General features: G+C 44.4%; 6 protein-coding genes. All 6 read left to right on the forward strand.

Translation table 11 applies throughout. The features are described 5' to 3' along the window. Positions 1 to 207 precede the first annotated feature (207 nt). The 6 genes from EP13_RS09780 to pyrD all read left to right on the forward strand — a co-directional run bounded on the left by EP13_RS09780 (position 208) and on the right by pyrD (position 13,215). The gene (locus EP13_RS09780) at positions 208 to 2,283 is read left to right on the forward strand and encodes a DUF1302 domain-containing protein (protein WP_044057132.1); all 2,076 of its coding nucleotides are present in this window, start codon (positions 208 to 210) and stop codon (positions 2,281 to 2,283) included. Positions 2,284 to 2,295: 12 nt separating this feature from the next. Then, positions 2,296 to 3,663, forward strand: a complete 1,368-nt coding sequence (locus EP13_RS09785) for a DUF1329 domain-containing protein (RefSeq protein WP_044057133.1) — start codon at positions 2,296 to 2,298, stop codon at positions 3,661 to 3,663. Between the two features lie 75 nt (positions 3,664 to 3,738). Next, positions 3,739 to 4,788: a WD40/YVTN/BNR-like repeat-containing protein gene (locus EP13_RS09790; RefSeq protein WP_231497849.1), complete on the forward strand. Its 1,050-nt coding sequence runs from the start codon at positions 3,739 to 3,741 to the stop codon at positions 4,786 to 4,788. Positions 4,789 to 4,802: 14 nt separating this feature from the next. Further along, complete coding sequence (locus EP13_RS09795) at positions 4,803 to 7,121, forward strand: efflux RND transporter permease subunit (protein WP_044057134.1); 2,319 nt, start codon at positions 4,803 to 4,805, stop codon at positions 7,119 to 7,121. A gap of 172 nt (positions 7,122 to 7,293) precedes the next feature. Further along, positions 7,294 to 12,132 (forward strand): NAD-glutamate dehydrogenase, encoded by a 4,839-nt coding sequence (locus tag EP13_RS09800; protein WP_044057135.1) that lies wholly within the window; start codon positions 7,294 to 7,296, stop codon positions 12,130 to 12,132. Between the two features lie 75 nt (positions 12,133 to 12,207). Further along, positions 12,208 to 13,215 carry a quinone-dependent dihydroorotate dehydrogenase gene (gene pyrD, locus EP13_RS09805; protein WP_044057136.1) on the forward strand — a complete coding sequence of 336 codons (1,008 nt, stop codon included), beginning with the start codon at positions 12,208 to 12,210 and terminating at the stop codon, positions 13,213 to 13,215. Positions 13,216 to 13,248: the final 33 nt, after the last annotated feature.

Below are 13,248 nucleotides of genomic sequence, written 5' to 3' on the forward strand. Positions count from 1 at the left end.
AAGCTGTTTATTTTTTAAACATGAAAATAAACAGCTTTTATACTCTTACTGCAGCATTAACTATTTGATACCACTAATGTTGTAAATTTTGTTAACTGGTAGGATTAGTTCTTGCGGTTCTGACAAAATGATGTAATCATTTTGTTAATCGATATGATTGATCACGTTGTCACGCAATCTCACGCGTAGACTTGGGAGTATAAAAATATGATAAACAGGCCTAGCGCTTTCAAAATGTCACCCGTTGCTGCTGGCGTACTCACGCTATTAGGTGCAGTAAGTCTTCCCGCACACGCTGCAAACTGGCAGGTCGGTGACGCCACCATTTCACTGGATTCAACGTTTACACTCGCGACGAGTATACGCACAGAAAGTCGTGACTATAGTTTAATAGGTAATAGTAACCACGCGCAGTTTGATTGGTCTGGTTATCATGCAGCTTTTAATCCGCTTTATGCTAGCAGTGACGTATGGGCACTTGCCGATGGCGGATACTCTACGAATGGCGATTTAGGTAATTTATCCCACGATCCCGGTGATGCGTTCGCGACGCAAATTTCCGGTAGCCATGAACTTGATATTAATTTTGGCGACTACGGCTTCTTTGCCCGTGGTTTCTGGTTCTATGATTTTGAGCAAATGGATGGCGATCGTCCTTACTCAAATCCCATTACTGGCGTGCAGCACGATTTATGTGAAGACCCTGCAGCCGAAGATTTACTCTGTACTGATGTTCGCCTTTATGATGCCTTCTTCTATGGTGATTGGTGGATTGGCGATAAGCCCTTCACATTACGTGTAGGCCGCCAAGTTATCAGCTGGGGTGAAAGTACCTTCATTCAGCACGGTATTAATACCACCAACCCTGTTGATGTTACTCGTGCTCGAGCGCCTGGTGCGGAACTTAAAGAAGTCTTTTTACCGGTAGGCATGGTTTACGCCTCACTAGGTATAACAAACAACGTGAGCATTTCAGGTTATTACCAGTATGAATGGCAACGCAGTTGGCTACCTGTTTCAGGAAGTTACTTCGCCGGCAATGACTTTGCAGGCGAGGGCGGTCAAAGCCAAAATATTCAGTTAGGCTTTAGTGGTAACCCTGATATTGACCTAGATCACTTACTAGAAGTGCTCAATCAGTACGGTGCACTGCTTAATGCGGGTACTAGCGAAACCGATTTGTTAGGCGCTTACGCACTTTACGGCACAAAAGTGGCCATTCGAGGCTATTCTGATGAAGCCCATAACGACGCTGACGACCAAGGCCAATATGGGTTACGTTTAACGTGGTTTGCTGAAAACTTAAACGAAACTGAGTTTAGTTTTTACCACATTAACTACCATAGCCAACGCCCTTTGATTTCAGGTAAAACATCTGATTTCTCTGCCGCAGGTATTTTCACTGACTTAGCGTACTTAAAAGAAAATACCATCACAAAAGACAATATCACCGACTTAGGCGTGTTTACTCAATCAGAGTTTTACTATCCTGAAGATATTGGCCTGTATGGCATGAGCTTTAATACCAATATCGGCACAACCGCCTTTGCAGGTGAATTTGCTTATCGTGTGGATGAGCCTCTACAAATTGATGATGTTGAACTCCTTTATATGGGTATGCCTGAACAGTTAGCTAACTCAGATATTGACGCTTTACGTCGTGACGACTTAGCCGGCATATCACAGCTTAACAACATTGGCCGTACGGTAGGACCTGGCGAAACAGCCGAAGGTTATCTATTTTCAGATACTTGGCAAATGCAATTTACAGCATCTCATGTGTTTGGCCCTAAATTTGGCACTGACAACTTCGTACTTTTAGGTGAAGTGGGTTACGTCAATATTGTTGATATGCCAGACCCGGACGTTATTCGTTTGAACGCGCCAGGCACGTCACGTACCCCCTCGCTTGAGCCTACCGCCGATGGTAATACCCGTGACGGGCTACTCGTTGGCTTGTCAAATGGCCCAGAAACCAATCCATTTGCCACTGAAGATGCGTGGGGATACCGTTTACTTGCGGTGGCCGATTGGAACGACGTAATGGCAGGCATTAACCTGCGTGCAAGAGCAACGTTTTCTCATGATGTAGATGGAACCACACCGGATCCACTATACCTTTTCACCGAAGATGTTAAGTCAGCGGCAGTATCTTTGACATTTGACTACTTAAGCAAATGGTCAGCAACCGCTTCTTACAGTGCTTTCTGGGGCGGCATAGGTACAACGAATGCGCTTTCAGATAGAGACTTCATTTCGTTTAACATCAAGTACGCAATTTAAAGAGTGGTATTTATGATTAAGAAACTAGGAATTATCGCAGCGGCAATGTCGCTAGCACTCACCGGAACGCATGCGTTAGCGAAAATCACTGAGGCTGAAGCAAACAAGCTTGGCAACGAATTAACGCCATTGGGTGCAGAAAAGTCGGGCAATGCTGATGGCAGCATTCCCGCTTGGACTGGCGGTATTACCAAAGCACCTGATGGGTATTCAGTGGGCGACCATCACCCTGACCCTTATCCAGAAGATAAAGTGCTTTTTGAAATAACCGCACAAAATTACAAAGAGTATGCTGAGTACCTTTCTGAAGGCCAAATTAAGTTATTTGAAGCCTACCCAGAAACGTTCCGTATGCCGGTTTACCCAACCCGTCGTTCAGCCTCTAACCCGCAAGAAATTTATGAGGCCACTAAGGTAAATGCTACCCGCGCAGAATTGCTAGATGGTGGTAACGGTATTAAAGGCGCGGTACTCGGTATTCCATTCCCTATTCCAAAAAATGGGTTAGAAGCGATTTGGAATCATATTCTTCGCTATCGCGGTGAAGCCGTACAACGAAACGGCGGTCAAGCAGCAGTAACCACCTCGGGTGATTACAACGTTATCGGTTTCGATGAACAGCTTATGATTAAATACGCTGAAGAAGGGGCAACACCTGAGAAACTGACTGACGAAAACGTATTATTCATGTTTAAACAGAAAGTGACTAAGCCTGCACGTTTGGCCGGTACGGCACTATTGGTACATGAAACGGTTGACCAAGTTAAAGAGCCTCGCAAAGCATGGACTTACAACACTGGTCAGCGCCGTGTTCGTCTAGCACCAAACATTGCTTATGACACGCCGGGAACCGCAGCAGATGGCCTTCGTACTACCGATGACTTCGATATGTTTAATGGTTCACCTAACCGTTATAACTGGAAGTTAGTTGGTAAAAAAGAGATGTATGTTGCCTATAACAACTACAAGTTACACTCTGAGAACGCAAGCTATGAAGACATCTTAACGCCAAACCACGTTAATCCTGATTTAACCCGTTGGGAAAAGCACCGCGTTTGGGTGGTTGAAGCAACGCTAAAAGAAGGCTTCCGTCACATTTATCAAAAACGCGTATTCTTCATTGATGAAGATAGCTGGCAAGTACAAGTGGCTGATATGTATGATAACCGTGGCGAACTTTATCGTGTTGCTGTAGCTTATGGTGTTAACTACTATGAAGTACCAACACAGTGGTCTACCCTTGATGCGTATCACGATTTAAATTCTCGTCGTTACTTGGCTATTGGGTTAGATAACGAAGAGTCTATGTACGACTTTAGTGTACGCCCAAGAGACGTTGAATTTACGCCTCAGGCGTTACGACGAGAAGGTATGCGCTAATCACCTTTCACAACAAACGGTTGGCACTGCCAACCGTTTTTGTTTTTGGACAATTAAAATTTAGGGGAATGGTTAATGATAAAAAGAACCATTGCAGCCTGCATGACAGCAGCAATCGCAGTAAGCTATTCATCTAAGCTGCACGCGGAAGAAGCGTTTATCGCACCTTTGGTTGAACAGTCCGTACTGCTTGATGTGGACGCAGGTAATTTTGTGGTTATTGTCGGTGAAAGAGGTCACATCCTTATTTCTGAGGATGGTAAATCGTTCAAACAAGTTGAAGTGCCTAGTCAATCAACGCTTACCGCAACCACCATTGTGGGCGATAACATTTGGGCAGTAGGGCATGATGCCGTTATTTTACATTCACCGGATAAAGGTGAAACCTGGCAAGTTCAAAACTTTCAGCCAGAATTACAACGCCCATTTCTTGATGTATTATTCTTCACCGCCGAACATGGCATTGCTATAGGCGCTTACGGCCTTTTCTATCGTACAACAGACGGTGGTGAAAACTGGGCAGCAGAGAGGCATGCCAGTTTATTAGACCCTTATGACCTTGAATACTTAGAAAGTGTTCGGGAAGAAAGCGAAGCATTTTACCAGCAAGAACTAGAATCAATACTGCCTCACTTAAATAGAGTCACAGGCTCAGCGTCAACATTGTACTTGGCTGGCGAAGCTGGATTATTGGCTAGCAGTACAGACGAAGGTAAGACCTGGCAACGCTATACCGTGGATTACACCGGCTCATTTTTTGATATCAAACCGTTAGATGAGACCACAGTGCTTGCCGTTGGGCTAAGAGGAAATGTGTTTGTTTCAAGAGATAATCAGAATTGGGACTACATCAATACCTGCTCTACTAGCACTTTGAATTCTATTTACGTTGGTAATGACAATCAGGTTTTCGCCCTTGGTAACAATGGTATTTTAGTGTCTGCAGAGCGTCCATTTGAAACCAGTTATCACGACCCATACGCAAGCCCTTCCAATTGTGAACCCGCTAAGGGCGTTGCAACTCAACAAGTTGCAGATAAGGCAGCATTGCTTAATGCTGTGTCGTTTAAGGGCCAGACCATTGCTGTAACAGCCAATGGTATTAAAACGCTAACGTTAGAGTAGGGTAGCACTAGACAATGACCCAATTTATAGAACATCTTGTTTTTGCAAATCGCAAACTATTGGTTGCTATCTTCGCACTTGCAACCCTTTTTCTCGGCTATCAAGCCTCACAAATGCGTTTAGACGCAGGTTTCGAAAAAAACATCCCACTGAATCATGAATACATGAAAACCTATATTGAACACCGCAAAGACTTTGGCGGTGCAAACAATATTTTGGTTTCGGTGTGTGATAAAGACGGTGATATCTTTAACACGAACTTTTTCGACACGTTAAAAAATGTGCACGATCAGCTGTTTTTTATAAACGGTGTGAATCGTTCCTTGGTGGTATCACTTTTTTCTCCTTCTACGCGATTTACCGAAATTGTAGAAGGGGGCTTTGCTGGCGGCCCCGTCATTCCAGCAGACTTTAATTCGCAAAGTGACGACGCCCTTGCATTGGTGGCCGCCAACATTGAAAAAGCCAACATTGTTGGACGTCAAGTGGCCAGCGATTACAGTTGCGCCATGGTCACGGCACAACTATTAGACATCGACCCGCAAACAGGCGAACCTTTAGATACCCTTGCGTTAGCCGCTGAATTGGAAGAGCAGCTCCGTACCCAATACGAAAATGATCGCATTTCCATTCATATCATCGGCTTTGCGAAAATGATTGGTGATGTGGCTGACGGAGCGAAAGATGTATTACTGTTTTTCGCCATCGCTATCGCGATTACCGCTGTCATGGTGTACTTCTTCTCGCGCAGTTTAATGCTGACTTTACTGCCTTTACTTTGTTCGGTAATTGCCGTCATTTGGCAATTAGGGTTGTTAACCTCGTTAGGCTTTGGCATGGACCCCATGTCAATATTAGTGCCTTTCTTAGTCTTTGCCATTGGCGTCAGTCATGGCGTTCAAATGATTAACGCTGTTGAGAAACAGGCCGTTACCGGCATTGGCGCGAAGCGAGCCTCAATGGCAGCATTTAGAAACCTGCTTATTCCAGGGGGCATAGCTTTGCTTTCTGACACCGTAGGCTTCATGACATTATTGGTTATTGATATCGGCATTATTCGAGAACTCGCCATTACCGCCAGTATGGGTGTGGCAGTGATTATCTTGACGAATTTGGTGCTGTTACCAGTGCTGATGAGTTTCTTAAAGCTTGATAAAATGTATGTAGACAAGTTTGCCGGTAAAGAAAATGCCAATGCTCGTTTTTGGGCAGTGATTGCGGCGTGCTCTCGTAAAAAACCAGCGGCAATTATTTTAATCATCACCGGCATCTTGTTTGTATTTGGGCATTTCCAGGCACAAAACATGAAAATAGGTGATTTACATGCCGGTGCGCCTGCGCTTCATGAAACATCGCGCTATAACCAAGACACGTTCCTTATTACGGACAAATATGAAGTTACTGTTGATTACATTTCTATCTTGGTAGAAACCACGCCTGAAGCTTGTACGTCACACAGCGTGATGCGAGCCATGGATGATTTCCAATGGAAAATGGAGAATGTTAAAGGTGTGCAGTCTACGGTTTCACTCGCGTCTGTGGCGAAAATTGTCAACGCAGGGTACAACGAAGGCAATGTGAAATGGCAAGTATTACCACGTAATCAGCAAACACTGGTACAGGCTATTTCGCGAGTACCAACCTCATCGGGTTTACTGAATGGCGATTGCTCTGTCATGCCAATCATTCTCTTTATGGAAGATCACAAAGCCGAAACCATTTCTCGCGTGGTTGAAGCGGTGAAGGATTATCGCGATGAGTACCAAACCGATGACATGTCATTTAGCTTAGCTTCGGGCCCTGTTGGCGTAATGGCGGCGACGAATGAAGCGGTTAAAGCAGCCCAAGATCCCATGATGCTTTACGTATTTGGTGCGGTTATTGCGCTTTGTTTAATAAGCTTCCGTTCTATACGAGCAACGCTTGTAGTGGTGATCCCACTCTATGTGGTGTCGGTTTTAGCGCAAGCCTTAATGACATATCTTCAAATTGGTCTCACCGTCTCTACGCTACCTGTTATCGCACTAGGAGTGGGTATAGGTGTGGACTATGGTATTTATATCCTTTCTACGAAGAGTTTAATGCTGAAAAAAGGTGCCACCGTTCAGGAAGCTTACTTAGCGGCATTAAAAGAACGGGGAAGTGCGGTCCTCTTTACGGGGATTACACTAGCAATAGGCGTGAGCACGTGGGTATTCTCATCGCTTAAATTCCAAATGGACATGGGAATTTTGCTCACCTTTATGTTTGTTGTGAACATGTTAGGGGCCATTATTGTGCTTCCAGCCTTAGCGCGTTTCCTCTGGTGGAATAAAAACGACCCTGACGCATAATTATTTTTGCGTAAGCATGCAAAAAAAAGGGCCGTTAGGCCCTTTTTTGTAGGTGTTTTCTGCATAGTTATCTATGCTGTTAATATGACGTTAAAAAGGGCTTTAATTCACTGTTCGTTTTAGCGAAAATAGCTTTGTAACTCAGCACTTACGACATTTATAAGGTTTACTAATGACAGTCAACTCACAGCGACACTCAGTACTGCTTGATAACGTTTATTCACTTATCGATAAAAAAGTGGATGCGCAGCAGAAGTCTCTTGTGCAGCAATTCGGCCGCCTGTTGTATAAAAACATTTCTAATGATGATTTAGAAAACCGCAACGACAGCGATTTGTACGGTGCCACACTCAGCCTATGGAGTGGGTTGGCAAAATTTAAAAGCACGGCCCCCTACATTCGTGTGTTTAATCCTGAAATTGAAAAACACGGTTGGCATTCAAGCCACACCATTGTTGAAATTATTGTCAATGATATGCCGTTTCTTGTGGATTCGGTAAGAATGTCTCTTAACCGGCTTAATATCACGGCCCATCTATTTTTACACAGCCCTATTGCGATTAAGCGAAATGACAAAGCGCAAGTCTCTGCTTTTGCCGAGCCGGGTAAAACCCTTGAAGGTACACGCAAAGAAACGGTAATTTTTATTGAGGTTGACAGGCAAACAAGTAAGTCTGATATCGAGACCTTAACCAAAGAGCTGCATTCCGTGGTAGATGAAGTGTCGCTGGCCGTGGCTGACTGGCAAGATATGACAGGTAAGCTGCAGACGGTGATTAAAGACACGGCTAAATTTAACTGGCCGGTATCTGCTGCCCACAAAAAACAAACCAAAACCTTTTTAGAGTGGTTGAGCGATCACAACTTTACCATGATGGGCTATCGCTATTATGAGGTGAAAGCCATTGAGGGAGACCACAGATGGATCCCCGCTAACGACACCAGTCTAGGGCTATTGAAAAACTCAATTAACGACCGTGAACGCTTGCTTTCCAAGTTACCTGCCTCTGCCAGAGAAGAAGCATTAAGCGACCACCCGCTTATTCTGACGAAAACCAACTCACGTTCACGTGTTCACCGTCCAGCCTACATGGACTACGTAGGCGTGAAAGTATTTAACAAAGACGGCAATGTCGTAGGCGAGCACCGCTTCTTAGGCTTGTACTCTGCGTCTTTCTACAACATGAGTGTAACGCAACTGCCTATTTTGAAAGAAAAGGTGCAAGAAATTTGTGCACTATCAGGCTTTGAGCCAGGCACACATGCGTTTAAAGCGTTTGAAAACATTGTTGAAACTTACCCGAGAGACGAACTGCTGCAAACACCGGCGGACGAACTGGCTCAAATTGTTATGGGTATCTTTCAGATGCAAGAACGGGGTATATCTCGGCTATTTATTCGCAAAGATGTCTTCGGTCGTTTCTTTTCGTGCATGGTATTTGTACCTAGAGAACGCTACAACACGCAGTTGCGTAAAGAAACACAAGCATTATTGAAAGCCTCGCTGGGTGCAAAAGAAGAAGTTGAATTTACCACCTTCTTCTCAGAGTCCGTGTACGCACGCACCCATTACATCGCCAGAGTGAAAGATAACAATGCGGAATATGACGTGAAGGAAATCGAAAAAAACATCATTGAATTAACCAAAACCTGGAATGACAGGTTAGCGTCATCGATTTCTGCAAATTACGGTGAAGCGTCTGGTAAGGCTTTAGAGCGCAAGTATAACAATGCGTTTTCCCGTAGTTACATGGAGCATAACCTACCCGGAGCTGCACTTGTAGATATTGGTAAACTTGAGCAACTGAGTGACGAACGTACTTTAGATATGCTGTTTTATCGTCCTCAAGAAGAGCAAAACGACAGCCAAATAGTTAAACTAAAACTGTTTCATCGTGCAGAGCCCATTCATTTATCTGACGTACTTCCTATGTTGGAAAACTTCGGATTGCGGGTTATTGATGAAAGCCCTTATAAAATCACATGCTCGAAAGGGGAAAAGAATTGGGTAATGGATTTCACCATGTTGCACAAAAGTGGCCAACACTTTGACATGGAAAATGCCCAAATACTCTTTCAAGATGCCTTTGCGAAGGTGTGGTACAACACCCTCGAAGATGATGCGTTCAACCGCTTAATACTAGGTGCAAACCTTACAGGCCGTAAAGTCACGATATTGCGTGCTTACGCAAAATACATGCGCCAAACCGGCAGTTCGTTTAGCCGCGACTACATTGCAAATACATTAGCGAATTACCCTGACATTGCCCGTTTGTTAGTTAGCTTCTTCGATGTGCGTTTTAACCCCGCGAAAAAACGCAATGCTAAAAAAGAAGAAAGCTTACTTGATAACATCAAGGCGCAATTAGACAACGTGGGCAACTTAGACGACGACAGAATTATCCGTCGCTACTTAGATATGATGTCGGCCACGCTAAGAACCAACTTTTATCAAAATGATGCGCAAGGCAACGAAAAATCCTATGTTTCATTTAAGATGGCGCCAGAACGTATCCCTGATATGCCATTGCCGCTGCCTAAATTTGAGGTGTTTGTCTATAGCCCACGTGTAGAAGGTGTGCACTTAAGAGGTGGGAAAGTCGCCCGCGGCGGTTTACGCTGGTCTGACCGCCAAGAAGATTTTAGAACAGAAATTCTTGGCTTGGTAAAAGCACAGCAAGTTAAGAACACGGTCATTGTCCCCGTAGGTGCAAAAGGGGGCTTTGTATGTAAAAAGCTTCCTGTGGGTGAAGGGCGTGAAGCCATTCAAGCGGAAGGCCAAGCCTGCTATAAGATTTTCATTACCAGCCTTTTAGACATTACAGATAATATTGTTAACGGCCAAATTGTCCCCCCCGTTGATGTCGTGCGCCTTGATGAAGACGACCCTTATTTAGTGGTAGCTGCCGACAAAGGCACGGCCACATTCTCTGATATTGCCAATGGCATCGCTGAGGATTTCGGTTTCTGGTTAGGGGATGCCTTTGCCTCAGGTGGCAGTATTGGTTACGACCATAAGAAAATGGGCATTACCGCACGTGGTGGTTGGGAGTCGGTTAAACGCCACTTCAGAGAAATTGGTATTGATTGTCAGACTACTGACTTTACCTGTGTGGGTGTCGGCGATATGGCCGGCGACGTGTTTGGTAACGGTATGCTGTTGTCGAAGCATACGCGGCTTATTTCAGCGTTTAACCATTTACACATCTTTTTTGACCCGAATCCCGATGCGGCCGCTAGCTACGAAGAGCGTATGCGTTTGTTTGAAAACCCACGGTTAACCTGGGAAGACTACGACACCAAGCTTATATCCAAAGGCGGTGGTGTATTCAGCCGTGCTGCAAAATCCATTAAACTAACCCCTGAAATGAAAAAGTGGTTAGGCACACGTCAAATGACAATGACGCCGAATGAGCTAATTCATAACATTCTTAAAATGCCTGTTGATTTGCTTTGGAATGGCGGCATCGGTACCTACATTAAGAGTAAAAAAGAATCCCATTCTGATGTGGGCGACCGTGCCAACGACGATTTACGGGTTAATGGACAAGATGTTCAAGCGAAAATTGTCGGTGAGGGTGGAAATTTAGGTCTCACTCAACTTGGTCGAATTGAATATGCTGCACATGGCGGCCGTGTTAACACAGACTTTATTGACAATGTGGGGGGTGTTGATTGTTCAGATAACGAAGTTAACATCAAAATTCTGCTAAATGGTTTGGTGAACGATGGTGAATTGACCCTCAAGCAACGCAACAAGTTACTGTATGACATGACTGACGATGTTTCTCGTATCGTACTGAAAGACTGTTATCGCCAAACGCAATCCATCTCTATCACGGAATTGGCAGGCGTCAAACAGCTGAAAGAACAATTGCGGTTTATCCATGGCTTAGAGCGTGAAGGTCAGCTTAACCGAGAACTGGAGTTTATCCCAAGTGATGATGAAATTTCAGATAGGGTGGCCTCAGACCGCGGCCTTACACGCCCTGAACTTAGCGTACTTATTGCTTACGGCAAGATGGTGTTAAAAGATGAGCTGAATATTCCTGACATTACGGATAACCCATATCATGGACGCTTACTCATTAGCGCTTTCCCTGAAGTGCTCAGACAGAAGTTTCAATCTCACATGCAGCAACATCCGCTGCGAAGCGAAATTATTGCCACAAAATTAACCAATAATATGGTTAACGACATGGGGCTTAACTTTGTCTTCAGATTACAAGAAGAGACGGGCGCTAGTGTGCAGGAAATTGCTGACGCTTACGCGATAGTGCACGGTATTTTCAATATGGACGAATTGTGGTCACAGATTGAAAACCTAGACAATGTGATTGATGCCAAATTGCAGTTACATATGCTAGACGAAGCTAGACGTATTATGCGCCGCGCCGCGCGTTGGTACATTAGACACGGCAATAAGTCACTGAGTATTGAAGATGCCATTGCAAGCTACAAAGACACCTTCGAAATCTTGTCTAAGAACCTACAAGATTATTTAGTCGAAGGGGAGTACACCCAATTAGAAGATAAAACCAGCCGCTACGCGAGCCAAGGTGTACCACAAGACATCGCTTACAAGGTGGCAAGTTTCTCTAATATGTTCTCAAGTTTCGATTTAGCTCAAGTGGTTAGCTCGAACAAACACAGCACAGACGTTATCGCGCGCTTATACTTCCAGTTAGGCTCTCGTTTAGAACTTCACTGGTTCTTAGATCAAATCAACAACCAAGCGGTCAGTAACCATTGGCAAGCCCTGGCCAGGGCATCTTACCGTGAAGAGCTTGACTGGCAACAGCGCTCAATTACAGCAAATTTGTTGCACTCTAACCCAGATATTGACGATGCCGATCAAATTCTCGATGAATGGATTGAGAGTAATCAGGTGTTGTTGAAGCGTTGGTATCACATGATGTCTGAGTTTAAAACCAGTACAACTCACGAATTTGCGAAGTTTTCTGTCGCATTACGTGAATTGATGCTTTTAAGCGTGAAGTCTAACCATTAGAATACACGCATTCAGAGATGTTCAAGCCCTGTTTATCAGGGCTTTTTTATACCAATTAAGTGATCGAAAACACCCATGCAATCATTAGTGCAAAAACTACTGCTTCAATGCGAACCTGAAAAAAGTCACGATTTCACCATAAACTGGCTAAACAAAACGCAACATACGCCATTAAAATGGATGTATAGCACCACAACTGTCAAGAAACCGGTGACGGTAGCAGGGATCACATTTGATAACCCAGTAGGCTTGGCGGCTGGGCTAGATAAAAACGGGGATTGTATCGATGCGTTTGCCCAAATGGGGTTTGGATTTGTAGAAATTGGCACAGTGACGCCTCGCCCTCAGGCAGGAAACCCGAAGCCTCGGTTATTCCGCATCCCTGAAAAACAAGCCATAATTAACCGCATGGGGTTCAATAATAAAGGGGTAGATCACCTCGTAGAACAGGTAAAAACGGCGCAATTTAAAGGCCCAATTGGCATCAATATAGGGAAGAATAAAGATACTGAAGACGAGAAAGCGTTAGACGATTATCTCATTTGCTTGAACAAGGTGTATCCTTATGCCAGCTACGTCACTATCAATATTTCATCTCCCAATACACCTGGGTTAAGAAATTTGCAATATGGTGCAGCGCTAGATGCATTACTTGCAGGGCTGAAAGCCGCACAAGAAACCTTAACGCAAACCCACGGTAAATACGTTCCCTTATTTATTAAAATCGCGCCAGATCTTAGCGACGATGAAATTACTAGCATTGCAGCCTCATTGATAAACAGTAAAATGGACGGCGTGATAGCCACCAACACGACCTTGTCTCGTGAGCAAGTGAAAGGGTTACTGCATGGCGACGAAACCGGTGGCCTTAGCGGGTCCGTACTGACTGACATGAGTTTAAATGTTACCAAGAAACTTTCTGCCGCATTAGACAGAGCTATCCCTATCATCGGAGTAGGTGGCATAGATTCACCAGAAACGGCAAAAGCCCGACTGGATGCTGGGGCATCATTAGTACAAGTGTACTCATCGTTTATTTATCAAGGCCCAAGCCTCGTTAACCGAATTGTAAAAGCGTTATAATAGCGGCAAAACACTGTCGCTAAAAAAACACCA

Origin of the sequence: Alteromonas australica, from assembly GCF_000730385.1 — a bacterium.
Classification (GTDB): Bacteria; Pseudomonadota; Gammaproteobacteria; order Enterobacterales; family Alteromonadaceae; genus Alteromonas; species Alteromonas australica.

Bases quoted from the DNA above. Each gene is read 5' to 3' on its own strand.
- EP13_RS09780 (WP_044057132.1), top strand. From the start codon at position 208: ATGATAAACAGGCCTAGCGCTTTCAAAATGTCACCCGTTGCTGCTGGC.
- EP13_RS09800 (WP_044057135.1), top strand. From the start codon at position 7,294: ATGACAGTCAACTCACAGCGACACTCAGTACTGCTTGATAACGTTTAT.
- EP13_RS09795 (WP_044057134.1), top strand. From the start codon at position 4,803: ATGACCCAATTTATAGAACATCTTGTTTTTGCAAATCGCAAACTATTG.
- EP13_RS09785 (WP_044057133.1), top strand. From the start codon at position 2,296: ATGATTAAGAAACTAGGAATTATCGCAGCGGCAATGTCGCTAGCACTC.
- pyrD (WP_044057136.1), top strand. From the start codon at position 12,208: ATGCAATCATTAGTGCAAAAACTACTGCTTCAATGCGAACCTGAAAAA.
- EP13_RS09790 (WP_231497849.1), top strand. From the start codon at position 3,739: ATGATAAAAAGAACCATTGCAGCCTGCATGACAGCAGCAATCGCAGTA.